This is a genomic window from Deinococcus sp. NW-56 (genome assembly GCF_002953415.1).
Taxonomy (GTDB): Bacteria; Deinococcota; Deinococci; order Deinococcales; family Deinococcaceae; genus Deinococcus.
The window spans coordinates 1,435,630-1,460,561 of sequence record NZ_CP026516.1 but is presented as its reverse complement, the minus strand read 5'-3'; the positions used below and the strand labels follow the sequence as shown (position 1 = coordinate 1,460,561).

Sequence of the window (24,932 nt, the reverse complement as noted above, 5' to 3'; positions counted from 1 at the left end):
AGAGCCGCCGATTTTTCAACACCGCAGCAGAGGAGGTTGGACCAGCACAAAGCGCTGGCACTATTGATTTCTACAGACGCGGCGCGGCCGCACGGGTGAGAATCAAATCCACCTCGCCAGGCTTGGACTGCGTGTCGCCGAACAGCCGAGTCTGCGTTGGGTCTTTGAATGGGCTGGCATTCTCCCGCATGGTCCATTCGGGAAAGACTTCGAGCAACACGCTTTTGGTGGTCTCCAACGTGAACTTCCGTGCATCGGTCCGCACGACGACCGTCGCGTTCGGATTTAGCAGCCGCCTTGAGATCGCGAAGACGTCAAGCAATAACTGCCGGTAGTCCTCCTGATGGGCGAAAGCACGCTCGTGCTTGTGGGAGCCCCGAGTGGTATTGGACCATGGCCCGCCAAGCAACCAGCGTCGGATCCACTGATCCCGGTTGTAGTTGACCAGACCGTAGTAGGGCGGGGAGGTCAGCAGCAACTGATGCTTTTGATGCTCCCGGGGCCGTAGCCTTTTGAGCGTCTGGGTCGAGTCTCCCAGGAGTGCGCGGGTCTTGCGGTCGCCTTCAATGACGCCGAACTTGTACCGCCACTCGATCTTGCGGCGCATCATTTCACCGACGTCCTTGTTGCGAGGCCGGAGAGCTTTCTTGCGCCACCAGGCGACCGAGTACTCCGGGCTCATGCTCTTGGTCTGCCGCATCTGGTTCGAAAAGGACTTCTCGTCGTTGCCGTGAAGATCGAGCAACATCAAGGCCATTAAGGTGCGGTCTACCACGTCTTCTTGCCAGTCCAAATGTTCCCGAGCCACAAGTAGGAACTTCAGGACTTCGGGATGGAAGGCCCAGTCAAAGAACTCAGGAACCACATCTGGGAGGTCGGTCACGTGCTCCAACTGGAAGGTCGGGGTGAACTCGAGGAGCTGTTGGAGACGGGCCAGCACTGCTTCCCTCGGCGCAGGATGGAGCTTGGTGGACGCGTATACCCACGCGACGGGGTTGATCTCACTGCCTAAGCCGATACGCCCCAAAGCGCTGGCTGCGGCGAGGGTGGTGCCCCGCCCCATAAAGGGATCCAGGACCCGGTCGCCTGGACCGGTGTAGCGCTGAATCATCTCATAGGCAAAGTCCAGCGGGAACATGGCATACCAGGGCCCTAGGCGAATCCAGCGCGATTCCACCGTGGCTGAGTTGGCTTTGGGCGCCGGCAACAGTGGATAGGCAGCCGCTGACGAGGGCGCGGCGGCTGGGTCAGGTTCAGCAGAAAGCGTCGGGGTCACGATGGGTCCGCCGCTTTCTGATGTTCGAGGAAAAAGCGCTTGAGGACGCTCTCATTGGCGCGTGCGGGGAGCGAGGCCTCAGCGTGTGCAACCACGAGGGGAATCGTAGCATCCCGGAATGCATTCGAAACCAGCGCATCCAGCAGCGAAAGGATGGCTCCCAGGCTGTTGAACTGATCCAGACACGCCTCGGCTTTCATATCGTCGTCGCCAGCCTTCAAAAAGGCTGGCATCGCAGTGATGAGGGCGCCTGACGCCGTTTTGTAAAGAACCTTTCGTCCATAATGACTGGTGGCGCCGTAGGCTTTATAGAGATCCGGATCAACATCTGGAGGCTCGTACTTGAAGATGATGTGCTTCTTGGTATAGCCGTCGTTGACCAAGATGACCCGTCCTGGCTCCAGAAAGCCCTTCTGAGCCAGCTTACGTGGATCGGGCCGCTGGTCTGGGCTGCGCGTCTTCTTCTGAACCCGCTGATCCAGCAGCTTGAGATGTTCCTGGAACATGCCGGTCTTCTCAATGCCGAAGATGATGGGCGTCACGCCCGCCGCCTTCCGGCTGGCTTCTGCGAGTCGCTGAAGCTCCTTTTTGATGCTCATGGCCAGCCAGGCGGGGTGGCCGCTGACCGCCAGAGGCCCGTCCATCACAAAGGCCACGTCCTCAATGCTACCCCACATCTTCTTTTTCTCGAAGTAGCGCAGGTAATTGACCAGGACGAGGTGCTCGACGACACTGCGACTTTCCGTGATGACCGTCTGGTTGCTGCCCGCGTCCATGAAGCTCTCGTGGATACGCAGGGCGTCAGTGGAAAACAGTACTTTCTTGCCGCAGGCGCAGGTGTAGGTGCCCAGGGCCTGGTGGTACTTGTGCCCCGCCTTAGGCTCGGTGCAACTCTCCAGCAGAGGGCAGGCGAGCTTGTCTGCCCCCGTGTCGGCGCGGGCCACCAGTAGGGCCTCGTACGTCTCGAGCAGGCTCTCGCCGTCTTCAGCGAGGCGCTTTTCGCCAAGGACGCGGAAGAATTCGTTGCGGTAGCTTTCGCGGGCGTCACCGCAAGCATCCAGAACCATGTTGGTGGAGGGCAGGAACACCTCGATGCCATGCGGCTCGTGCAGGTTGCGGAACTTTCGGGGATCGGGAATCCCGCCTACCCGGGCTTCGCGCAACTTGTGAAGGTCGATCATGACGCTGGCGACCGTCACGACCCCCACTTCAGCCCCAGGAAATCCCTCCTCGATTTGAACTGCCCCCTGGGAGCCGTCAATGGCGATGACGAAGCGCGGCAACTTGGAGGGGTCGGGCCGCTCCACAATGATGCCGCTGGCCTCTGCAGGTGGCTCGCTTGGAGCCCGGTTCTGCAGCCGGGCCTTGAGCTTCTGGGCCTCATCGCTGCTGAGCAGGCGCTTGAGGCTGGTGGTGACCCCCGCCCGTTCGCCTTCGTGGGGCATCAGTTCCCTCCGGGCGCGGGTGCAACAGTGGCGCTGGGCGCACTGCTGGTGGCCAGGTCGAACTTGCGCAACTGCACTGGGATCGTGAAGACGTTGGTTCGCGTCCGCATCCGGATGAAGCCCTTGTTGGGTGCGCGCTGGATGGAGTCGGCGAAGTCCTCAAAATCGTAATATTTGCTGATTTCCCGAATCTCCTCGCTGTTGTTCAGGTGCGCGATGAACCAGTTCGAGGTGTTCTTGAGGATGTTGCTCTGCAGCGCGCTGACTTCCTGCGTGGCGTAGACCAGAGCGAGGTTCAGCTTCGCCCCCTCTTTGGCCAGTCTGGCCCAGATGTTGACCTCCCCGTCCGCGGTCTTTTTGGGCAGCAGGTTGTGGGCCTCCTCAACGAAGATCATGATCGGGTGCGGGGTCTCCCCCTGACCAAAGACCTCGACGTGACTTTGCAGGATTTTCTCGATCACCTTGTTGGCCACGACCTGATTGCTTGTCGCACCGCCGAGCGATTGGTCGATGATGACCAGCTTGCCGGCCAACAGGTCGGCGTAGATGCTCTGGGCGTAGTCGGTGGTGAGCTTGGCCTCGTGGTTGGGCTTCAGGCGCGAGGAGAGCTTGGGGCCGTTGGCGTAGGAGAACATGCCCAGCAAGTTCGCCAGGGTGGCATCCGACCACGAGCGACCATCGTGCGTCGCCCGGTAATTCCGGTCAAATTCGGCGAACTCGGGCCGGCCGATCAGCTTGGCGAGCGCCTTGCAGACTGTAATGACGTCATCCCAGCTCGGCTGCGCTTTCCCGAGCAGTTCGGCGGCTTGCTCGAACTCCGTCTGAGTGGCCGCGTCGCGCATCTCCGGGTTGCGCCGTGCGCGTCCACGCCCCCCCGAGGCAGCCTCCTCGGGCTCATAGGGGGTGCTCAGCACTTCGCGTAGGTCCTTGGAAAACAGGCCGGCAACGTCTGGCAGGAACGGTGCCTCGAGGCCACCGCCGGCAAGCAGCGCGCGGTATACCAGCAAGTGGCGGTTGTATCGCACTGCCTGGCCGTACGCATCCTTCTCGGGCAAAGCGCTCAGATCAGGCGGGGTCAGGTCCGTGGCCACGAAGTTGCGGATGTAGATGGAGTCGATGCCGGTCAGGAGTTCGTTGAACAGCTGCTTGCCCAGCAAAAGCGTGTGAACGTCCTCGGCAAAAGCTTCGCTGGCGGCACGTTGAGCAGCCTCAGCCGCTTCGCCTTTCGCGCGCTGAAGCGCGAGCAGCTGGGCGGGGCGAAGCGGCTGACCGTACACGTTGATCTTCATCAGCTGTCGGTGGGAGTCGCGGGAGTGCGGCAGCAAGCCGTAGGTGGCCACCTCAGTCTCGCGCGGAAGTCCCAGGTGGCTATAAATGTTCTTCAGGGCGTTGGGATTGTTGCGTCCGCCGTCTTGGACGTTCTCGTTGGCATACTCACCCTGCGGATCGAAGATCAACTGGCCAATGCGGTTGCTGTTCGCGCGCGCGTGCGCCTGCTCCGGCGTATCAGCGGGATCAGGAGGCACCGGAGTCCTCCGGAGTTCGTAAATGGCCTGCGCGATGATCTTGGTGGTGTTCGACTTGCCGGTGCGCGTCATGCCAAAGAGCGCCGTCTTCTGGCCGATCAGGTCCGCAGGGGTGATGCTGATGTCCACGCTGTCGCTGCTCAGGTTGCGCCGCGTGCTGCCGTACCGCAGGCTGGCGATCGTGACCGTGTGGTCCCCCAGTGGGTGGTCACTGCGGAACTCGGGGTCACGGTAGTTGACCAGTTGCTTGAGCGCGTCTGCTGAGGGCTTGTAGATCTTCATTCCCCGGCCCGAGTAGAAGTTGTCGATGTCGGTGCCCAGGCGCAACTGGAGCCCGCCTGGCGCCTCAGCATTTTCCTCAATGTAGAGGGTGCCCAGCACGCGGCACCGCAGGCCGCTAAAGGAGAGGTTGTTGTGGGTGTATTCGTCGACCTCCGTCTCCCAGGCGGAGTCCCCTTGCATGGCCCGCGCCACCGCGTCTGCCCGCTGATCTTGCCGTTCTCCATCGCGCGGCAGAGTGGTCGGAGCCATCACACGTAACAGGACAATCTCGCTGTCTTCGGCATCAATAGAGAGATTCTTGACGCCCGGCGAGACGCGGGTTGCGATCAGGAAAGCCCCCTGCGGAATCCCACCCACTTCACGCCGAAAGCTGTCATGTACCTGCACGATGAACTCATTGAAGCCCACAGAAAAGACTTCTCCGACGTAGCGGTCGGCCTGGATCAGACCGTTGAACATCTTGGCCGCGAGGGCCCTTTTCTGCTCGGCCTGCTTCTCGTGGTGGTGTTCCTGGATGGTCGCAAGGGGACTGTTCATGAGCTTGCTCCTTCAAGGCGCGACGATGACGAAGTCAAGAGTGCTGATTGCGCCGGGCTTGAGGAAAGTCTATCGGCGGGTTCCTCGGTCCGTTGGCAGATTTATGGATTGGAGCCAAAGTGCTTTGTCCCAGGGGCGAGCTCCGAAAGCTTCCCGGGCCCACAAACAGCGGCGACGCGGCAGGCTTGAACTGGTGCTCGCCGTGTCGCCATACTCCTGGTGCTGAGTTCAGGCGTTCTGGGGTGCGGCCCCAGCCAGCTCACGCAGGTCCCCCAGCGCCGTGGCTAAGTTCAAGCGATCGGTGACGTGGGCATCCGCGAGCAGCTCCTGAGGCACCAGGGCGTCGAATTTCCCTGGCCCTTGCGGGTGGGGACCTGCGAGGAACGCTTCGCGCAGATGCGCCCTCACCTCATCTTCCGCAGGCAGGGCCGCCACCTGCCGGGCCAGGTCCTCTGGACTCCCCGCCACGATCAGCGAGTATGGTGTATCGCTCTGGGCGCCTCCAGGGGTCAGCCGGGACAGCACCGCCAGGATCGTGTCGTGCACCCGGGTGCCGCGCCAGGGGAGCAGCAGCAGGCTGCGCTCGCTCAGGGCATGCACCGGCCCTTCTAGGAGCCCTGAGGTGCGCGCCAGGGCGCGGGCCTCCCCCAGCCTGACGCGCGCCGCCGGCTGCAGGTAGGAGTAATCCGTATCCGCGACCAGGACCTCGCGCATCTTCTGGACGACACGGTCGTGAATTTCCCCGCCACCGCCGGCCCAAGCGCTGGTATTCCTTCCGCGTTCCTTCCGCACGAACACCTGCCGGCGCTTCTCGTCCACGTCAGTCACCCGCCAGGCCCGCCCGACCAGGGAAATCACCGTTCCCACTTCAGGAGCGCTGCTCAGCGTCCCGATCTCACTGGCCCCATTGAAGACGGCGTACTCTGGCACATCCGGGAAGACCGCGAAGAAGTGCCAGTCTTGGACCAGCTTCTCGCCCGCAAGGCCAATGAGCAGCCCCCCCTCGTCGGTGCGCTGCAGGTGGTCGGAGGCCAGCAGCCCCTGCAAGAGGGTGCGGTACTGCTCCTGGGTGACGTGCTGGAAGGGGCTCAGAGTGAGGACCCGGGCCGCAAGATCACGCGGGGCCAGTTCCCCGTACTGCTCCAGCGCGCCGAGCGTCTGGTGCACCAGTAGGCTGAAGGGCAACTGGGGCTGGCGGGTCGGCTCCACCCAGCGCTCTTCGAGGTACAGCTGCACCGTGGCAATGGACTGCAGCAGCGTCCAGGGCAGGCGCCGGTGGGGTGGGTCCTGATCGGTGTGCCCGCGCTCCAGCGTGTAGAAGATCATCTCGCCGGCGCCACCCCGTCGCCCAGTCCGCCCCAGACGCTGCACGAAGCTCGACACCGTAGGCGGGGGGTCCACCTGCAGCACCCGCTCGAGTTGCCCCAGGTCAATGCCCAGTTCCAGGGTCACGGTTGCCACGGTGCAGGCCGCTCGGCCCTCCTCACGCATCGCCCGCTCGGCATCCTCGCGGTAAGCGGCAGCGACGCTGCCGTGGTGCACGTGGTAGATGTCGGTCGAGCCCTGAGCCTCGGCGAGCGAGCGCAGGGCCACTGCGGTCTCCTCAACCGCCTGACGGCTGTTGCGGAACACCAGACTCTTGCGCCCCAGCGTGCGCTCGTAGAGGTGGTGGTACAGCCCGGGAGCCTCATCCAGCGGGCCGAAGTCCTCGCTACCTTGCGCCTCATGCACCGGGAAGTGTTCCAACGCGAGGTGCAGACGTCTTTTCGCCCCGGCGTCGTTCACCACCCGCACCGGCTGCCCCGTCTTTCCAGCCAGCCACGCCTGCGCCAGCGAGAAGTCCCCCAGGGTGGCCGAGAGCCCGACCCGACGCGGGGTGACGCGGGTGACGCGCTCCAGCCGTTCCAGCAAGCACAGCACCTGGCGACCGCGCTCGTCAGCCATAAAGGCGTGCACTTCGTCGATCACCACAAAGCGCAGGTCGCGGAAGAGCTGCCCCAGAATCGTGCCGCGCCGAAGGAACAGCCCTTCCAAGGACTCGGGCGTGATCTGGAGGATGCCGCGCGCTCGGGCGACTGTCTTCTTCTTCTCGTTGGCGCTGATATCGCCGTGCCAGGCGCCCACAGGAATGCCCGACTCTTCGAGCAGGCCGCCCAGGCGATAGAACTGATCGTTGATCAGCGCCTTCAGCGGCCCGATGTACAGCGCCCCGATACTTTGCGGCGGGTCCTCATGCAACGAGGTGAGGATCGGAAGAAAGGCGGCCTCCGTCTTGCCGCTCGCGGTGCCGCTGGCAATCAGCACGTGGTCGTTGCTGTCCAGCAGCGCAACGCAGGCCGCCGCCTGCACCGCCCGGATCTCGGTCCAGCCCTGCCGCCAGATGTACTCCTGGATGAACGGCGCCAAGCGCGTGAAGGGGTCCGCCGGGGTCACAGGTCGAAGGCAGCGAACTCAGCGCTCTCGGGCACCGGCACCTGATCCTCACGCTGCACTTCGGCGAGCACGTCCGTCTTTGACGGGACGAAGTCCGGACCTTTCACGAGCCCCAGGAAGGTCTGATCAGGGTTCTGTCGCAGCAGGTTGAGGACGCTGACGAAATCGCGGGTGACGTCCCGGGGGGTCAGGAAGCCCTCGGCCCCCAGACGGCCCAGCACCTCGTTCATGAACTCCACCAGCTCGTCGTCGCTGATGGTCGGGGTGTACCCGTGGTGTAGGGCGTGCAGACGCCGCAGGGTGGTCAGCAGCGTGAACACCTCCTCCCCCGTCAGCGTCTCCAACCGCAGCACCGGGCCGGCGTAATCCTGCAGGCCGCTCCGGGCAAAGCGGCTCTGCTCAAGCCGGGTGCGCAGGGCGTCATAGGAGAACAGGCCCCGGCGGGTGTCCTCGACCAGCTGCGGCGTCGCGCCTACCAGGAGCTGCAGATGCTGCGCGCGTCCCTGCAGCGTGTCATTGAGCATGGTCAGGAGCTTTTCGTAATTCGCGTTCCGCGAGACACTCTGGGTGATCTTGTAGAGGTTGACCGCCTCGTCAATCACGACAACCAATCCCGCGTAGCCGATGGTCTTGACGAACTGCGCGAGCAGCTTGACGTAGTCGTACCAGGTATCGTCGTCGATGATGACGCGCACCCCCAGTGCCTCGCGCGCCTCGGTCTTGGTGGAGTACTCGCCGCGCAGCCACTTCAGCGCCGCGTTCTTGAGCTCGTCGTTCCCAAGCTGATGCCCACGCCAGTAGGCGCTGATCACGCTTGCGAAATCGAAGCCATGCACCAGCCCTTCGAGCTCGTTCACCGCCTCGTGGATGCGCGCCTCGACGGCACTTCCGAATGCTGGATCACTTGGGGCAGTCCCGCCCGCGACCACTTGCCCCTGCACGCCGCTGATCCACTTTTCCAGCATGGCGGGCAGCGCGCCCCCGTCCGGCCGAACGCGGGTAGAGAGGTTACGCGCCAGTTCCCGGTAGGTGGCCAGGCCCTGCCCACGCCCGCCCGTGAGGCGGCGCTCCGGGCTGAGGTCCGCGTCGGCGACCACGAAGTTGCGGTTCATCGCGTAGTTGCGCAGCAATTGCAGCAAGAAGCTCTTGCCAGCGCCGTAGCGCCCGGAGATGACCCGGAACCCGGTGCCGCCTTCGGCGACGTTCGCTAGGTCGCCCAGCAGGGCCTCAATCTCGGGCTTGCGGCCCACAACGATGTGCTCGATGCCGGTGCGGGGCACGACGCCTGCGCCGAGGGAGCTGAAGAGGGCGGTGGTGATGCGCTTGGGAACAGCAGGTGGGTTGGTCATGGGGGTGGGTTACTCCGGGCGGATGAGGCCCTGCGCCTGCAGCACCCGCCGCACGTCTTCGCGGTAAGCGTCTTCTAAGGCCAGGGGATCGCCATAGGGGTCGATGAGGATGTCGCCGACGGTGTCGAGGGCGTGCGCGTTGAGGTCTTCCAGGACAGCTGAGGCGAGGGCATGACGGGTGGCAGTGAAGGCTTCCAACTCCGGAACCGTCAGGTCGGCCTGCAGCAGGTGACCCAGGAGCTCCAAGTGCAGGGGCGGGAGCACCTCGGCGAGCGCCTGCCAGGGCCCCTCGGGGAGAGGTGCCGGAGCGGACGCGGCCGCCGTCTGCTCAGGTGAGGACAGCAAGAACTCCAGCTCGTCCCGGTAGTCTTCCACGGCGATCAGAAGACCATCCTCCTGCACCAGCAGCACATCGCCCAGCCTCTGTTGCGCCGCCTCATTCACCTCGTCGACCAGGGTGCTGGCGAAGGTCCCCGGCGGCAGGCGCAGGTCGTGCTCGGCGAGTTCCCAGCCGTGGCTCCGCAGTTGCCGCAGCAGATCGCGCCCAGCCTCCGAGGCGGCGCTTAGCACCTCGGCGACCCCGGCCACCTCGGTGAGGTGCCCCTCCGGCAAGTCGGCGGGGAGCGGCGGGTGGTGGGATGGGGCCGGCATGACAGACGGTGGCCCAGCGGGAACCACTGTCTGGACTTCGGGAAGGGGCGGCGCAGGCACTGCGGCCCCCTCCGGGGTCTCCTCGGTGGCGCTTCCTTCCAGCAGGCGCTCCCGAATCTCCTCGGATTCCTGCTGCAAGGCTGCCAGGCGGCTGGGGTCCAGCTGCACCCTGGGGCGCTCCGGGGCAGGAGGCGGCTGGGCCTTCGACGTGCGGAGGGTGCCCAGTTCGGGGATCAGGTGGGCATCGAGGTGGGCCTTCAACTCCGCCGGCAGATCGATGTCGCGCAGCAAAGCCTTGAAGCCGGCCTCCTTGCGGGCAAGGTTCTCGGCGTACCGGACTGCCTGGGTGAGCAGCTTGGAGAGCTTCCCATCCCGGCGGTAGCGCCGCACCGTGCCAACCGTGTAGGACAAAGCAGGGCCCTCGAACACGGCTCCCACGAAGGCCTGCCTCTTGATCTGGGCCGCCTTTTTGGGACCCAGCCGCTCGAACACCGACTTGCCAGTTGTCTGGCAGTAGAAGTCGTCGGTGAGGGCGATCGCACGGCCGAACAGGGCGTCGAGCACCGCCTTGTCCTGGGCCTCTCGGTAGAACTTGTTGCTGCCCGGTATGTAGGTGATGAGCTGGCGGAACATCTCCTCGGGAACATGGTCGCGGTCGTCGCCTTCCAGCCAGCTCTGGATGATCAGGTTCGCCCGGTCTTCCCAGGTGGTGGCCGTCAGATCGGCCCGGCCGTGCGCCCGGGCCTCTTCCAACCAGGCCTGAGCCGTCTGGTCGTCGAGTTCGTAATAATGGACGAAGTCGGTCAGCCAGGCCCGCAGGTAGTCGTCCAGCCTGGGATGGGCCCCGCGGTAGCTGTGCCACAGCCGGCGCAGGTGCCCGAAGGCCGCGTCTGGTGAGTGAAAGCCCACACCATGCAGGACTTCGTAGGCGTGGAGGAAGAGGTAGCTCAGGTCGGTGGGGAGGGCTTCCCCCGCGCGAAAGCGCGCACGCCAGAAGAAATACCAGTTCTCCTGAGCGTGATCCAGAACGTGGTAGTTCGTCCAGTACGCTTGAAGCGGCACAGGCTGCGCCCGCTTGCGCGTCTCGTTCACCCGGCGACGCGCCTCTTCCAGGAATGAACCCCGGTAAGCCCGGTCGCGCTGCAGTCTTTCCCAACGCGCCTGCCGAGGCAGGGAGGGGAGAGCTATCCCATCTGTGGCTGCGGGTGCTTCAGGAGCGATCAGCGGCACACCGGTTAGGAAGGACTCCGAGTGGGGGGGCCGCAGGTCGAGGGAGATTTCTTGAAGTTCGGTCCCCTCCAGCGGGTGTCGTGCCAGCTTTTCCAGGCTGTCCTGCAAGGCCAAGCACAGGTCTTCAAAGGGGTCGGCCAGTGCGGCCTGGAACGACGCTGTGGCTTCCACCTGCTGACGCCGCGTCTCCAGCATCCCCAGGAGTTCTTCGCGCGCTCCGGGTCGCGGGTCCATGGATTTGGAAGGGACCGGCGCTGGCGACCAGACAGCCGGACGAGCTGGAAGTGGAGGTGAACTCGGCACCACCGGTGCCGTGGCCGCTCCGGTGAGAACCGGCCGGAACGGTGCCGGACGCGGGGGATTCGGGACGCCGAAGTTGCCCGCTCCGCTCTGCGGCTGGCTGGACGCCCCTGATGGGGAGGCTCCAGCGGGGGGTAAAGGACGGAATGGTAGAGATGCGCTCGCCGCCGGCTGGACACTTTCTCTTTGGACCGCAGAAGACGCGTTCGTGGGAGCGGCGGGAACTCCTCTTACAGCAGTGGGGCGAGGTGGAACGGGGCGGTGGGTGGCCGGTGAGGCGACCGGGTGCAGAACATGCTCGGCGCCCTGCGAGGCGCGTCCTGCAGGCGTCTTGGGGCCTTCCAGTTCAATCACGGCAAAGGTAGGCTCAGCCGTCACAGGACTGTGCCAATGGCGACCGGTACGCGCCTGTGGTGGCGCCTGGTCGACTGGCGTTCCCGGCGGTGCCAAACTCTTGTCTTCCTGCTCACCGAACAGAAGTGCCCGGATGAATTCTCGCAGCCCCATGCCCCTCCTTCGCTGTCCGACCATTCTATGGACCGAGGACCCAGAAAAGGACGCAGATCTTTGGTGCGAGAATTACCCACCGAAGCGCCGGACCGCAGCTTGATCCTGGTCAACTGGTCGGAAAAGACTCACGCCGGTGGAGAGAAGAATATCTGTCGCGACATCAAGGCCGCGCGCATCCGCAACGTCATAGAGCAGGCGGGCCAGCCGGGCACCGGCTTTGCCTACCTGCAGGTCCAGCTGATCGAGTGGTATGGCGTCGAGCGGTGTCTGCAGGTCAACAGACTTGGACCGCCCCGCAGCTGCTGCACCTGCAGGAGATCGACACCTACCGCCATGCAGTGCGCTTTCAGGTTCAGGGGGAGGGTGAGCAATTGGTGTATCTCCCCCTACTGGGCGAGGGGGGTGCACTCAGCGACCGAGACGCCGCAGAGTTGTGCGCCCTTTGCCGTCTCGACACCAGTGGCACGAAGGGCTTCCGGCGGTAGGTCTTCGGCCGGGGTGCCGCCCACTCAGCTCAGGTTGAACGACCAGCCCAGAGAGAGGCTCAGCGCCCCCGCCGCCCGGGAGATCTTCTCGAGGCGGTCCAGGAACTCCGGCGTGAAGTGACGCGCCAGGCGTTCGCGGTCGATGCCGCGGTGCACCCTCAGGCCTAGGCGGAAATGCTCTGCGGCGCCCGGCTGTCCGGCCCAGAAGGTCTCCCAGAAGCGCCCCTGCGCCTCCGCCTCGTTGCTGGCCACGGTGACCAGTACCTGAATGAGCCGTCCCTCCCCGGTGGCGAAAGAATCCAGGTCCAGGGTGTAGACCGCCGGCGTGCCCGGGGTAGGCGCAAAGTTCTGCGTCATGTCGTCCTCCTGATCGGTCAGGTCGCGAAGAAGCTCCCACCCGCCGCGGCGAGCCGGCAGACCCGCCGGACCCGCGCGTCCCCGGGAGACCACTCGCCCCGCAGGATGTCGCGCGGGCACTCCCCACGCAGCGTGTAGCGGGCCCGCTCGAACCACTGGCGGATGCCCTCGTCGCTGTGCGTGGCGCGCAGCCCCGCCACGATCTCGGTCAGGGTCGCCTCGCGCGCCGGCGCGCCCGGGCCTTCCCCCAGCAGGGAGGTCAGCAGCTCCTCGCCCAGGACGGAGCTCAGGGTGTGGAACTCCTCTCCGGCCGGTGCCAGGCACCGCTCCAGCACCTCCCGCAGCGCCGCGGGACACGCGGCCAGAAAGCGGGGGTCCCGCAGCGCCCCGCGCAGCCGCCAGCCCAGCAGGGCGCGCAGCAGCTCCTCCCCGGGCGGATCGGCCTCGCAGGTCCACAGCCGCAGCAGCGGCAGGCCAGACACCCGCAGAATGCGGTCCTTGCGCGCGTCGCGCTCCAGTTGCGGGCTGCGCTCATGCTGCGGCCCATCGAGTTCCACGGCCAGCAGGGCCCGCCCGGTCTCCAGGTCCTCCACCAACACGTCGACCTGGACGCTGCGGTTGGCGAGAAAGGCGCGGTCCGGCTCGTCGAGCAGGGTGTTCATGACCTGCACGTCGAGCACCTGGCGCAGCGGCACCCAGGGCCGCACCACATGGGGCGCGAAGACCTCGCGGCAGAGTGAGCGCAGCACCCGCTCGCCGACGTTGGGCTCTGGGCACCGCACCGTCTGGTCACATCTCAGCACCACCCGCGCCCCCACCGACGCGCCCAGGTCGCGCTGCACGCGGTCACGCAGCTCCGGGACCATCGCCCAGCGGCCCGCCGCCTCCTGAATCAGGCCCAGGGCCGCGAGAGCCCTCAGCCGGGGGTGAAGGTCCACCGCCGGCACCGCCAGGACCCGGGCCAGGCCCACCCCGTCCGAGGCCCCTCCCTGGGCTTCCATGGCAAGCAGCAGGGTGCGGTCCGGGGGCTCGAGTTCCCCGTAGCGCACCACGGGGTGCACCGCCGGACGGAAGGCCAGCCGATCCCAGACCGCTCCCGGCCGCGAAGTCATGAGCTATTCCCCATTTCCACTGTGCCAGCGGTGACCTCGCTCAGGATCGGGAAGCGCAAGTCATGCGCCGCCAGCTCAGTTCCCAGCAGCTGCCCTGCCTTCCTCAAGCCAAGCGCGGCCGCATAGCGTTCCTCGGTCTCAGACCGCATCGCTTGCTTCCGCTGCAGGCTCACCAAGTACATCCATAGGCTCTGGCGTTGCAGCCCAAGCGCGTGGCCGAGACGCCTTGTGGGGACGCATGCCCCCGGACTTTCGATCCGGACGATCTCTTGTGAGATCTCGCGCGCCTGGTGGGTCAGTCTGCGTGGGACGGGCTCTGCCATCATGTCACCTGAAATGAGAACGAGGGATCATCCTTGCGAACGCAAGCGGGGGCAATGAGAGGAAGTCCTGTTCCCCGGGACTCAAGCGGGTCGCATCGCCTGAGCCAACACTTGATGCGCGAGCTCATCCAGGTCAGGCCGGAGCACCTCTAGGTAGACCTGGCGGAATCGGGCGTACCCAGCGATTCTGGCCGCCCGTTCCCGATGGTCTTTCGTTGTGAGCGCCGGCGAATCCAGGGGATCTAGCAGGACCAGGGATGACCAGATCCAGGCCGCGGCCCCCCGGCGCTGGGCGGCCGACCCGGTGCCCCGGGTGACGCGCATGCTGGCCCACTGCTCCGGGGTCACCTCACAGAACCCGGCCAGCGCTTGGCGCCGGGCCTTGTAGTTCACCCGGTGCTCCCGCGCGGACAGCTCCTCTGCAAGGGCCACCAGGGCCGCGTCGAATGCCTCCAGGTGGCCGCCAGCGCGCACAATGCCCATGGCCTTGTTGTACAGGCCAGCCGCGTGGGAGGGAGGCAGCCCCAGGGCCTGCGCGGCTCCCACGCGATCCAGGGAGGCCACGACCTGCGCGAGCATCATCGAGATAAAGCGCCGGGCCGAGGTCTCCAGCAGGCCAATCTTCTTGTCCGTCCATGTGTCGCTGGCCACGAAAAAGTGCGCGAAGCGCTCGCGATAGATCTCGGGCCAGAGCTGGGGGGGAATGTGATCGGCGGTGCAACTGTATGGCTTGCGGTTATGGGCGTGGCGACCTAATCGGCGGGGGGTCTGCGCGTTCGCGGTGAGCTGGGCCCCATACGCCTCCAACACCGGGCCTGTGAAGTGGAAATACTCCGCGAGTTGCCAGGCCTGTCCGCGCTTGACCTCCCGGACCCGTGCGGCCAGCCCCGCGATCCGCGCCTCGCGCTCTGCTCGACCGGGGGCCATCAGGATGTCCATCGCCAGCGGCAGAGTCGCGGCCATCAGCAGCGGGTCGGTTGGTGCAGCCTTGTAGGGGTGGACCGGGGTACCCTTGCGCCCGGGGGTCTTGTTCCCCCGCGCCGCCTCCCGCTTTCGCGTGTGGCGCTCGAAGGCCGCCTCCACCTCCGGTTGCAGGGGACCGAGATCGTCTGCGCGCGCGACGTGCAGCGCCAGGCTTACCAATGACCGCAGGTGCTCGAAGACTTCCAGTGGCGCGATAGGGTGCCCATCGACTTCCGGGGTCTGCCCCGCCAGTATCCGGTCGAGCGTGCACTGGGTCTCAAGCAAACGCACCTGGCTGACCCGGGTCACCGGGGCCTTGGTCAAGTCGTAGCCGCAGGGCAGAGAGTCCCGGCCCGCGCCGCGCTCACCAGGGGCACGGGGATTCATACACACTCCGGCGCGGGGCGGCAGGCTCGAGAAGCGCGGCATCGCGCCCAAGTCGTTTCGGTGGTTGCCTGGGCGCTGACCGCAGCGCGGGCACACGCCAAGCAGAAAGCGCTCGTGCTCAGGGCACAGGAAGACCCACGGCAGCTTCCAGCGCAGCATCCAGGCACGCTGCAGGCCGTCGTGTTCCACTCCGTCAGGCGCGTCTGCCCACGGCGCGGCGAGGCAGCAGGGACCCACGTGCGTACCAGCGCCGTAGACCCAGTTGCCGTGGGCCAGCGCCCGCGCGAAGTCGGGATCTGCGGAGGTCACGTCGGGCAGGGTGAGGCAGACACCGGCATAGTGGGTGAGGAGGGTCGCGCCAATGACCTTCTCGCTGTTGCCGGTCACCCGGGCGAAGCGCTCTAAATGCTCTGGCGAGAGCGCGGTGCCATAGCCATACAACCGTGCCTTATGATGCTCGGCTGGGACGAGGCCCGTGCGGGCGAGCAGGAGATTGACCGATGCCTCCGTCGACGGAGGCTGGCAGAGGCACAGGCGTTCGGCGTAGCTTGGAAAGCTCTCTCCAGGGATGGGGTCGCAGCGCAGGCCCAGCTCGCGGCCCACCGAGAGGTGGCCCAGGTGAAGTCGGTTCACTCCTCCTCCCGGTTGCCGTGCTTCTCGGCATTATGATCGATCTTGATGCCGTCCAGCACCCTCTTGTCGATGCACTCGCGGGCCGCACCCGTGACCGACAGGGCGCCCAGGCGCAGCAGGGTCATCAACGAGCCGATGCTCCCCTGCGAGCGGTTCCAGAGGTAGCTTTGCAGGCGTACCAGGCTGCCGGGTTGATGGTCCATCAGCACCAGTTGATCCTCGATCCAGCCGATCAGACTCCGCCACGCCTTGCCGCCCTTGGTAAAGCGGGTGACCTTGATCAGGCCGGTGCGGCCGCCAGTCTGCCCAGCCTTCACGCCGGTCTTGTCCTTGGTTTCCTCGAAGAGGTCCGTCTTGTCGAGATCGATACCTGCGAGCAGCAGCATGATGGGCGCCTTGCTGGTGAGCGCCTTCAGGTAGTTGCGGATCGCTGCGGCGTTGTCTTTTAGCAGGTGCACGTCATCGAGGATCAGCAATTGCACTTGGTAGCGCTTGAGCGCCTGGGCGGTGGCTTGCGAAAGCTGAGCGTTGTTGTAGGCCCGCGTGTCCGAGAGCATGACACCCAGGTAATGCAGGATGCCGGTGTTCAGGCTGCGCGTCGTGCTCTCTGAATCCAGCGAGTAATGCACCACGGGGCAGATCCGGGCGTTCCTGCTCAGCGCGATGCCCTGCTTCTTCTGCCGCTGGCGCAGCCGCCGCTCAAAGTCGCGGCCCAGGTGGCGAATGATGGTGGTCTTCCCCTGGGTGGGCGGACCAGTGAGCGCCAGGTGCGCCTTGACAGGGTCGTTGCTGTTCGCGTTCAGCCGCGCGACCAGTCGGAAGCGCTCAAGGGCCAGCGTCATGGCCGGGGTGGACCCCACGCCGAAGTCACTGTGCCAGGCATCGCGCGCGAGGTCGTAGTCCTCGCGCGCCTCCTCGCTCAGCCCCGCGTAGGCCTCGTGGGTGAGGAGCTCCGGACGAGGGGGAATTTTATGTGCGCAGTAGGCCTCCCAGTCCTCGCGGGTCTGGATGCTGTTGTCACCCTTCGGCAGGCCGTGTTGATCGGGGTGATCACTCATACGTCCTCCTCGGAGTCCTCGACTTCGGCGAGATCGTCGTCCTCGAGGTCATCATCGAAGTCCAGGGTCCGGATCTCGACGTTGTCCTCGTCGACGTCGAACGGCAGGTCGTCCAGCGCTCCCGGGGCGATGCCCGGTCCAGGCACAGGCTCCAGGGGCGGGGGCGCCTCGGTTCCCAGCAGCGCCTCGCGCCCCTGCTGTGCGGCGTTCTCACGCGCCAGCGTGTTGCGGTCGGCGCGATCCAGCTTGCCGCCCCCGGACTTGTCATTAAATTTCAGCAGCCGCTTCACCGCCTCGGCACGGCCCTGGCGGTCCTGCTCTGCCATCAGCGCGTCGTAGCGGTTGCGCCGCGCGTCGCGCCGGGCATCGATCTCCGCGTGGTTCTCGAACCCGTTCTCGGCGTGGGATTCCCAGGCCCCGGACTTCAGCACGTCCTGGAAGGGCCGGGCCAAGTGGTCGGCGTCCACCCACGGGATGGGAAAGAAATTCCCGTCTTCCAGGGGGTCCTGGAAGAAGATGTACGACGGGTCGCGGTCGTCGATCAGAAAGATCCACTCTCCCTTCAGGTGGGTAAACGGGGAGCGGCCTCCGCGGTAGGGGTTGAGCTCCGGGCCGTCATAGCGTCGGTACTCAAGGTGGACGCCGTTCTCCTTGATGCGCCTGACCTTCACAGGGCGCAGCGCCAGGTAGTAGGCGTTCCGCGAGCGCGGCACGGTGAACAGGCCCTGCATCGACAGCCCCAGGTCGAGCATCCGGTTGGGGCTGATCTTGACCTTGGGTCGGTCCGGGTCATAGAGGGCGTCGTGGCAGCGCTCGTTGTACTCGGAGGTAATCATTTCGCCCACTAGGCGCATCAACTCGCCGCGGGTGTGGTAGCCCCGGACCTTCTTCCCGCGGTGCTGGATGTTGGGCCCTACGTAGCCGCGCAGGCCCTCGGCGAAGCGTACGCGGATGGTCCGGAATAGGACCTCAACGTGCGCCTTGTCGCTCCCCTTGTAGGGCCGGGCATAGCGGAAGTCTAAGCCGAACTCGTCGGCGACGGCGTGGAGATGCTGGCCGATGAAGATTTTCCCGCCGTCGATCACTAGCTGCTCAGGCAGCAGCGGGGGTGGTCCGGCCAGCTCGGTGCCGTCTGGAAGGCCGAATTCCGTCACGATGATTTCCTGCGGAACCCCGGTGTAGCGCCACCTCGAGGTCTCGGGCCAGGCGGGGTGCCAGAGTTTTGGGAAGAGGATGCCGATGACTAGGCGCGTGGCATCGACGCCCCGGGGCTCGACCTCGACGAGGTCCCAGCCCACGATGGCGCGGCTGTAGAGGTCTTGGGCGATCAGCAGCCGCAAGTTCAGCTCGCTGCCATCGACCTCACTGATCGCCCGCAGATCGAACCGAGTGTAATCAAGCAAGATGACCTGCCCCGGGCGATCGGCGGTCGCGCGCCCAAAGGGGCGCTTCTTCAGGTTGGCGAGGATGCTATCGCGCTGCCGGGCGCTTTTGAACAGTGTGGGTGCCACCACCCGGACGAGTTCTGAGAATTTGGTGCGGGCTGGCATGCGAACCCTGTCCGGAACCTTGTCCTCCTCGCTCTCAGCGAGCTGATTCCCAGCTTCTAGCTTGTTGCGGGTGAGCCGCCGGATCTCGTTCAGCGAGACGTCCGAGCGGCCCCGCAGGTCGGCCTGCACCTCATCAATCGCGCGCATGACTACGCGGTCGGCCTCGGAATGGCTCTCCCGGACTCGCAGGTGGCGGCGATCAACGAGACCGAACGCGGACTGTCCGCTCTGCTGGTAAGCTGACAGCCAACGCTTGACCTGGCGGTCACTGACTTTCGAGTCGCGGTTCTCTCCCCTGAGTTCCTCGACCTTGCGGCGGATGCGCTCATTCTGAGAGAGGGCACCCGGGTCGTAATGTGGGTTGATCGGCCCGCCCCGCTCCTGCGCGCCGATGAGCACCTCCAAGACGTGGCGCTCAAGTACCAGGGCCCGGTCGCGCACCTCCTGGGGCAGCGAGGCAAACATCACATGGTAGGGATGCGGTGGATTCTCCTCCAAGCCCAGCACCGCGTAGTCGGGGGCTTGAAGGATCGAGCCCCAGGTCGCCGTGATCTCCAGTCCCTGGTCGTCGCGCAGCCCGATGTTGAGGGCCGGCTGCGCGACAATCGTCCAGTCTCGCCCGGCGTAGCGCAGGCGGGTGCCTATATCGACGGTGGCTGCGCGGGTCACGAGGTCACCACGCGGCGGGGCGCGAGGGGACCGGGGAGCACCTCGGTCTGGTTGCTTAGGGGTCGGTCGAGGTCGAAGCGGAGCTCACCGCGCCACATTAGGTGGAACAGGGTGGGCCGGACAAAGTGGCGCGGCGTGGCACACGCGGCCTCCAGCTCGGTGATGGTAAGGGTGTCCCTGAGCGCGAGGGCCAGCACCCCGGAAGCGGCAGCTTCGAAGCCCGAGGGCTGGCGGCGGAAGCCGCTGAGGAAGCGGACATTGTAGGCCTGGACAGCGGTGGGTTCACCCCAGACCTCGTACTCCAGGCCAGCGGCCTCGGCGACCTCGCGCGTGGTCTGGAAAGCAAGTCGGCTGCGCGGGTCACCCTGCAAGGCACGGGGGCGCACGTCGACGAGCAGCTTGCGCTGACCGCGGCGGCGCAAGAACAGGTCGGGGAGGTGCCAATACTTCTTACCGCCATACTCGAAGACCAGCGCGAACGGTTGCGTCGCCGCACCGAGCGTACTGGGGTCGAGGTCAGCGTACTGCAGGCGTAGGCGCTCGAGGCCGCTGGCGTACGGCAAGCGGCGCCCAGCGCGGGTGAACCAGTAGGTGCCGCCGATGCTGGTCTGCCCCCGGTAGTTGGTGGGGCGAGTGGCAACGCGGACGGTCCGGGTCCTCTGCCCGGGCTCACCGACGAAGTCGAGCCGGAGCGGGAGCAGGTCGTTGGGGTCGAGGGCGCTCAGCTCGGTGAAGGTTCGGGTAGTGGTCTGGCCTTTACGAAGAACGTAAGTGACATGACAACCGTCCATTTAGGCCTCCTGAGAACGCTTCCAGGCTATGATGCGCAAGCCCTCTATTACAAATAATGCGCTCTAGGAGGCTTTTTTGGACAAATCTATTTCGTACAGGACAGGATGGATTGCAAATAAATGTAATCTTAATATTATGTTGTCGGCATAAAATATGGCAATGGATTCTCCGCGGGACCAGTGTCAATCATCTCCGGATGGTGTCGAAAAGATCCAAGGCTGCCCTGAGCCGGCAGAAATGCTCACGCGAGCCGCGCTAATGTCGGGCATAGACAATCGTAGCGAAGTGGTGCACATGACCAGAATGTCAGCATTAAGATTTTCTTCTCAGCCGTTCTGATTAGTTGATGTACTGGCGCACCTTCTTGAGATCCGCTGTCCGACATCTTTATCCTATGCTAATGGGTCTTATTTTGTGACAAATACCTTCGAATGGTGTCAATTAAGCGTTTATCTGTGTCTGCACTCTCTTCCAGACTCCTCTGAGCTTAAGCAGGTGCGCGTAAAGCTGACATATTCGAGCCTTATACATAAGAGCAGATGTACTCTAAATTAAAAATATGACTAATTCGAAAGAGAATAGACGCCCAAATGGGCGCCTTGAGGACTAGTGTCTAGTGTCATGTATATCCGAATGGTGACGACTATCTACGGGCTGTACAGATTTATGTCAATCCACGCCGAGCATGTCACCACCCCCAGCGTCCAGCACGCGCTGCGCGGGCTGCATACAGCCCTATGTCAGCAACCCCTGTGCAGCTGAGCATGTCACCCTTTTTCGCGGGGGGGCTTCCCGCGCAGTGCGCTCGGCCGTGCCCTCCACCAGGACCGGCATTCGGGGCACCGGCCCCCGGTGATTCCCTGGCCACCCACCCCGTCCTCGCTGCGCAGGAAGCCGACCCTGACCCACGCACGCTCCCGGGGAAATGCTGCCCCCGAGGCGCGCCGCCCTCTCCCCGGCACGGCGGGCCGGCGAGAGGGGGGGCGGGCCTGGGCATGGGGAACAGGCCAAGGTCCTGGGGCAGCCCGGCTCTCCCCCCCTGTGCTCAGCCTGATGGCCCTAGGACCACTCCAACCCCTCGCCGGTCCACCGGGCCGTTCGGGGAGGCAGCAACTGGACGCTCTCCAGGGCATGGTCGGCAAATACCACCACGCACTCGCCTCCGGGCCGCCGCACGCTGGGATAGCGCAGCAAAGGGTCGCCCCGGCGCATCATCTCCGCGCCCAGCGCCTGACCGGGCGCGTAGTCGTCCGGTGAGAGAATCAGCCGCTGGTCGTAAGGCGGCGCGCCCCGCAGGCAGCATCCGCTTGCCTGGACGTGCGCCTGGTAGGGATCCAGCGAGGCCACTGCACCCGGCATGGCGCGGTCACGGCGGTACTCCCGCATCAGGTGGTGGCCGCGCTCGGCCTCGGCAACGTCCAGGTCCAGGCCGGCATACCAGCGGCCGTCACCCGCCACGGTAAAGCGGCCCGCGGCGCCGTAGCGCCGGGTGTTGGCCAGCAGCTGAGCGAGGCCCGCCGGCGTGAAGATCCCGGTGGGCGCGGTCATGGGTCCGGCGACCGCCGCGAGCTCGGCCAGGAGCGCCGGGTCATGGCCCGAGGTGACCGCGCGCAAGGTGGTGGCCACGTCCAGGCGGTGCACCGAGGACACCAGCCGGATGGTGCCAGGCAGCCGGGTGGGCTGGGGCACCATGGCTCCCCGGGTGCGGACCGGGTCAAAGCCAGGCCGGCTCAAAGCGACCGGGCCAGCAGGTGGTCACGGACCTTCAGCAGACCCGCGAAGCCCTCTTCCAGCATGTACTCGGCGGGCGACCGGCCAGCCCACAGCGGTTGGTCCGAGACCCGGGTGGGCCACAGCCGCGCCTGGTCGCCGCCGTACAGCCCCTGCAGCAGCTGCGCGATTTGCACGATCAACGAGCAGCGCCGCAGCTCGTCGTCGGACAGGCTCGCCACCGGGGTACCCGCCTGGGCGGCGGCGACCTTGCTGCGGTAGGTCGACTTGGTCATGCCGCTGTCGCCCGCGACCAGGCGGACTTGCAACGCCTCGCTCAGGCCCCAGTGCGTCAGGATGTCACGCGCGGCCAGCAGCGCGGTGGGCGTCAGGCGCTCAAGCTGCGAGCGCTTGTCGCGCTGGCGGACGCTCTCGCGCCGCCGACGGGCAGGGTCCAGACCGGGCGTGAGGATCGTCATGTGGTCAATTTACCACACTGCCTTGAAAAGCGTAGCAATTCTGGTATGACTCAAGCCGCAGGGCGATGGCGTGTCAGTCGCCTGGATGGAACCCTGCTCCCCGGGCGTGACCCACGCCCGGGCCGGGGGAACAAGAGGCGGGCTCGCGCCAGCCTCCTCAGTTCGGCCGCCCTCCCCCTGCCAATTACGCTTCCACCATGCCCCGTGCCGTTCCCTACGCCATTGACGCCGGCGGCCTTCTGGCGGATCCGGAGACCTACGCCGGCACGGGCCCCTTCTCGTGCCTGGAGTGCCATGAGCCCGTCTCGCTGCGCCGCGCGCACCAGCGCCGTGGCCGGCCCGTCGGCGCGCACTTCTCCCACCAACCTGGCAGCACTTGTGCCGGCGAGAGCGTCATGCACCTCGCAGCCAAGATGCGGCTCGCCGAGGCCTTGAGCCGGCGTGAGCGCCCCTTCGTGATTCGCCGGTTCTGTTAGCGCCTGGGCTGTAAAGCGACCCACAACGAGCCGTGGGTTCCCCCCGCCTTTACCCACGCCGCCGAGGAGGCCCTGCTGGGCGCCTACCGGCTGGATGTGGCAGCCATGCAAGGGGACAGCGTCGTCTTCGGCTTCGAGGTCTATCACCAGCACCGGATCGGGGGCGCGGGGGCGGCGGAACTGGGCGTGGCCTGGCTGGAGTTGGACCCTCACGGCACGGCACGCGCCCCCTATGGAGGAACATTCCCGTGGAGACTTCCCACATGCGCAGAGCACATCGGCCGGCGCTTCCTCGCGTCTTCCGGCGGCTGAAATCCTGCGCTGATCTGGGACCAACCGCGCGATCTTTACGCTCGGAACATGCGCGTGATCAGCTGGATCGTGACGGCCTGCTTCATATGGGCAGTCATCAGCACCCTTCTGGGACCTGTCCTGGGAGCATTCGTGATCGGCGGGCTGTGTACCCTGCTCGTCCTGGGTGCCTCGTCAGGTAGTCCTCCTCCAGCTTCACCCGACTCCCGCGCGGAACCGGATCAGAAAAAAACCGCTGCTACAGGGGTCACACCGCCGAAGGTTCTTCCGGACAACCGGCCGGCTACTCCCGGGCCAGCAGTTCTGACACCCAGGAATCCGGACCCAGCGCCGCGGCTCGGCGCCCAGGTCTTGAACCCGACCCGTGCCACTGACCTGAAGTTGAACTCCGGCGCTCAGAAGCCCCTCGTCGTGGCTGCTCAGGTGGCCCCAGCGCAGGGAGTATCAGCGCCATCGCTCGCTTCGGGACCTCTCGCCTTGAGCTCAGACAACCTGTTCGTCGACTTGCGCGAGGGCGATCTGGCCAAGACGGTACTCTCGTACCCCGCGGCGCGCGCGGTGGTCAGTGTGCTCCTGGTTGGAACCGGCACATGTCCGATCCTGGGCTACCGCGACCTTGAGACTCCAAGCGGCCTGTACGCGCTGATTCGCTGGAGCGCGGGAACACGGCTGGTCGACTTGCTGGAGCTTCTTGCCAACAATCTGGAGCATCCGCAGCGCGCCAACCTGGAACTCGCTCTGCTGCGCATCCCCAGACTCAGCCCCGCTCAACGCCTGCAACTCCACGCAGAATTGTTTGGCGGACTGAAGGGATCAGCCCCTGAGACACGCGTCTGCAAAGAACTTGAACGGCTAAAAGTTCTGGATCACATGTCTGCAGCTACTGATAAAGATCAGCGCAGCCTCCCGGTCCCACCGAAGTCTGAGGCACAGAACAGGGTGGAGGGTTCAGGTGACGGGCTTTCTCCAAAGCCTCAGAAAGGCGTCCATAATTCCGGACCAGTGATCATTTCGCAAAAAGACGCCTCTGCGCAGAGTCTAGCCTCTTTGGACATGCAGCCACTTGGCGCCGATGTTCCACCAGACATGATTCCAAGAATTCGGCCAGTCCACTCCAAGGCAGTACCAGAAAGTCACGAGTCATCTCCGAACCTATCTGATCTAGGAGCGCGAATCAAAGCCATCCTGGCTCACTATGAATTAATATCACTCACATTGCCAACGCCTTACGCAGACAGCACCGCATCCCCGCCGCTCGGCAAGACGATGCCTAGCATTCAATTGACAGAACCGGTGCGGCGGATCCGTCTTTACGGTAGTTCCCGCTCCTACCACCTACATCGCATTGAGATGACCTGCAGAGATCCACTGAGATTTCGTGCGTACCTCACGGCCCCCGGAGAGGAAACCACCTCGGACTTTGCTCAGATGTGCGGAACTAATCTCCGCCACCCCGAACGCTACCGTCTTGAGGAATTGCTAGTGGAATTTCCAACTCTTACCCTGCAGGCGGTGGAACGTGCTCATTTCAAGATTTTCGAAGGAAAGTGTTCTCCGCAAGTGGCCGACCGTGTGTTGCCTTACCGCGAAGCTTATATAGCCGAGAAGGAAATACAACGTGTGCATGACCGTTGGATTCAACTTGTAGATATTTTCTTGACTGGAAAAGACGGCGCAAGTGGACGTTCCAGAACCACGCTGCGGACCTTGCACAAGCTAATGCCTCAAGCTTTACCACCGGACGACACTGCAATACGTCAGGCCACTGTGCGTCTCGCGGGGCGTGTAGGGATCCAGCTCGCAAAAGAGGCTCCGCTGGAGCGCTTATCAGAGCTATTCAGTCACGCAGAAGCGCAAGCAGAGGCTAAAGCCTTATACAGACCGATACTTGTAGAAATCCGCCGTCCTCACACCCACTGTTGGCATTGCAAGAAGTATATCTACCCCTTCGATGAAGTCTGCGTCGCGTGTCGTAAGCGCATTTGTGACCATTGTGGCGCGTGCTTCTGCGGATCGCCTTACAACTTTTACCGAACTTTGCGCTTCTGATGCGGAAAAAGCCTCGGCAAGTGATTGCCAGGGCGGCT

Annotated in this window: 16 protein-coding genes; 2 read left to right on the top strand and 14 right to left on the bottom strand. The window is 64.9% G+C overall.

What is annotated here, in order from left to right:
• Positions 1 to 70: 70 nt before the first annotated feature.
• The 14 genes from C3K08_RS07235 to C3K08_RS07165 all read right to left on the bottom strand — a co-directional run bounded on the left by C3K08_RS07235 (position 71) and on the right by C3K08_RS07165 (position 22,057).
• Positions 71 to 1,276 carry a DNA methyltransferase gene (locus C3K08_RS07235; RefSeq protein ID WP_199776889.1) on the bottom strand — a complete coding sequence of 402 codons (1,206 nt, stop codon included), beginning with the start codon at positions 1,274 to 1,276 and terminating at the stop codon, positions 71 to 73.
• Positions 1,273 to 2,721, bottom strand: a complete 1,449-nt coding sequence (locus C3K08_RS07230) for a DNA double-strand break repair nuclease NurA (protein WP_104990692.1) — start codon at positions 2,719 to 2,721, stop codon at positions 1,273 to 1,275. Before C3K08_RS07230 ends, C3K08_RS07235 begins: the two co-directional genes overlap by 4 nt.
• Positions 2,721 to 5,066 carry a helicase HerA domain-containing protein gene (locus C3K08_RS07225; protein ID WP_104990691.1) on the bottom strand — a complete coding sequence of 782 codons (2,346 nt, stop codon included), beginning with the start codon at positions 5,064 to 5,066 and terminating at the stop codon, positions 2,721 to 2,723. Before C3K08_RS07225 ends, C3K08_RS07230 begins: the two co-directional genes overlap by 1 nt.
• A 228-nt stretch (positions 5,067 to 5,294) precedes the next feature.
• Positions 5,295 to 7,472, bottom strand: a complete 2,178-nt coding sequence (locus tag C3K08_RS07220; RefSeq protein WP_158679874.1) for a DEAD/DEAH box helicase — start codon at positions 7,470 to 7,472, stop codon at positions 5,295 to 5,297.
• A 23-nt stretch (positions 7,473 to 7,495) separates the two neighbouring features.
• A complete protein-coding gene (locus C3K08_RS07215; RefSeq protein WP_104990689.1) occupies positions 7,496 to 8,848 on the bottom strand; it encodes an ATP-binding protein in 1,353 nt (450 codons plus the stop codon).
• A 9-nt stretch (positions 8,849 to 8,857) separates the two neighbouring features.
• On the bottom strand, positions 8,858 to 10,591 hold the full coding sequence (locus tag C3K08_RS07210) for a TerB N-terminal domain-containing protein (RefSeq protein WP_234009002.1): 1,734 nt from the start codon (positions 10,589 to 10,591) through the stop codon (positions 8,858 to 8,860).
• A 1,457-nt stretch (positions 10,592 to 12,048) separates the two neighbouring features.
• Positions 12,049 to 12,381 (bottom strand): hypothetical protein, encoded by a 333-nt coding sequence (locus C3K08_RS07205; RefSeq protein ID WP_104990687.1) that lies wholly within the window; start codon positions 12,379 to 12,381, stop codon positions 12,049 to 12,051.
• Between the two features lie 17 nt (positions 12,382 to 12,398).
• The gene (locus tag C3K08_RS07200) at positions 12,399 to 13,493 is read right to left on the bottom strand and encodes a DUF2726 domain-containing protein (protein WP_104990686.1); all 1,095 of its coding nucleotides are present in this window, start codon (positions 13,491 to 13,493) and stop codon (positions 12,399 to 12,401) included.
• A gap of 404 nt (positions 13,494 to 13,897) precedes the next feature.
• Positions 13,898 to 15,799, bottom strand: a complete 1,902-nt coding sequence (locus tag C3K08_RS07190; protein ID WP_104990684.1) for a TniQ family protein — start codon at positions 15,797 to 15,799, stop codon at positions 13,898 to 13,900.
• Positions 15,796 to 16,857, bottom strand: a complete 1,062-nt coding sequence (locus tag C3K08_RS07185; RefSeq protein WP_104990683.1) for a TniB family NTP-binding protein — start codon at positions 16,855 to 16,857, stop codon at positions 15,796 to 15,798. Before C3K08_RS07185 ends, C3K08_RS07190 begins: the two co-directional genes overlap by 4 nt.
• Complete coding sequence (locus C3K08_RS07180; protein ID WP_104990682.1) at positions 16,854 to 19,076, bottom strand: DDE-type integrase/transposase/recombinase; 2,223 nt, start codon at positions 19,074 to 19,076, stop codon at positions 16,854 to 16,856. The genes C3K08_RS07185 and C3K08_RS07180 overlap by 4 nt, the downstream gene beginning before the upstream one ends.
• On the bottom strand, positions 19,073 to 19,867 hold the full coding sequence (locus tag C3K08_RS07175; RefSeq protein ID WP_104990681.1) for a TnsA-like heteromeric transposase endonuclease subunit: 795 nt from the start codon (positions 19,865 to 19,867) through the stop codon (positions 19,073 to 19,075). Before C3K08_RS07175 ends, C3K08_RS07180 begins: the two co-directional genes overlap by 4 nt.
• Before the next feature lie 1,060 nt (positions 19,868 to 20,927).
• Complete coding sequence (locus tag C3K08_RS07170) at positions 20,928 to 21,560, bottom strand: RES family NAD+ phosphorylase (RefSeq protein WP_104990680.1); 633 nt, start codon at positions 21,558 to 21,560, stop codon at positions 20,928 to 20,930.
• A gap of 38 nt (positions 21,561 to 21,598) precedes the next feature.
• Positions 21,599 to 22,057, bottom strand: a complete 459-nt coding sequence (locus C3K08_RS07165) for a hypothetical protein (RefSeq protein WP_104990679.1) — start codon at positions 22,055 to 22,057, stop codon at positions 21,599 to 21,601.
• A gap of 197 nt (positions 22,058 to 22,254) precedes the next feature.
• On the opposite strand from C3K08_RS07165, the gene C3K08_RS07160 reads away from it, so the two are divergent.
• Together C3K08_RS07160 and C3K08_RS17880 are read left to right on the top strand one after the other, a co-directional pair.
• Positions 22,255 to 22,533 (top strand): competence protein CoiA family protein, encoded by a 279-nt coding sequence (locus C3K08_RS07160; protein ID WP_104990678.1) that lies wholly within the window; start codon positions 22,255 to 22,257, stop codon positions 22,531 to 22,533.
• Between the two features lie 360 nt (positions 22,534 to 22,893).
• Positions 22,894 to 24,894, top strand: a complete 2,001-nt coding sequence (locus tag C3K08_RS17880; protein WP_158679872.1) for a hypothetical protein — start codon at positions 22,894 to 22,896, stop codon at positions 24,892 to 24,894.
• The last annotated feature ends 38 nt before the right edge of the window (positions 24,895 to 24,932 follow it).

Bases quoted from the DNA above. Each gene is read 5' to 3' on its own strand.
- C3K08_RS07215 (WP_104990689.1), bottom strand. From the start codon at position 8,848: ATGACCAACCCACCTGCTGTTCCCAAGCGCATCACCACCGCCCTCTTC.
- C3K08_RS07170 (WP_104990680.1), bottom strand. From the start codon at position 21,560: ATGGTGCCCCAGCCCACCCGGCTGCCTGGCACCATCCGGCTGGTGTCC.
- C3K08_RS07200 (WP_104990686.1), bottom strand. From the start codon at position 13,493: ATGACTTCGCGGCCGGGAGCGGTCTGGGATCGGCTGGCCTTCCGTCCG.
- C3K08_RS07160 (WP_104990678.1), top strand. From the start codon at position 22,255: ATGCCCCGTGCCGTTCCCTACGCCATTGACGCCGGCGGCCTTCTGGCG.
- C3K08_RS07175 (WP_104990681.1), bottom strand. From the start codon at position 19,867: ATGGACGGTTGTCATGTCACTTACGTTCTTCGTAAAGGCCAGACCACT.
- C3K08_RS07185 (WP_104990683.1), bottom strand. From the start codon at position 16,857: ATGAGTGATCACCCCGATCAACACGGCCTGCCGAAGGGTGACAACAGC.
- C3K08_RS07225 (WP_104990691.1), bottom strand. From the start codon at position 5,066: ATGAACAGTCCCCTTGCGACCATCCAGGAACACCACCACGAGAAGCAG.
- C3K08_RS07205 (WP_104990687.1), bottom strand. From the start codon at position 12,381: ATGACGCAGAACTTTGCGCCTACCCCGGGCACGCCGGCGGTCTACACC.
- C3K08_RS07230 (WP_104990692.1), bottom strand. From the start codon at position 2,721: ATGCCCCACGAAGGCGAACGGGCGGGGGTCACCACCAGCCTCAAGCGC.
- C3K08_RS07165 (WP_104990679.1), bottom strand. From the start codon at position 22,057: ATGACGATCCTCACGCCCGGTCTGGACCCTGCCCGTCGGCGGCGCGAG.
- C3K08_RS17880 (WP_158679872.1), top strand. From the start codon at position 22,894: ATGCGCGTGATCAGCTGGATCGTGACGGCCTGCTTCATATGGGCAGTC.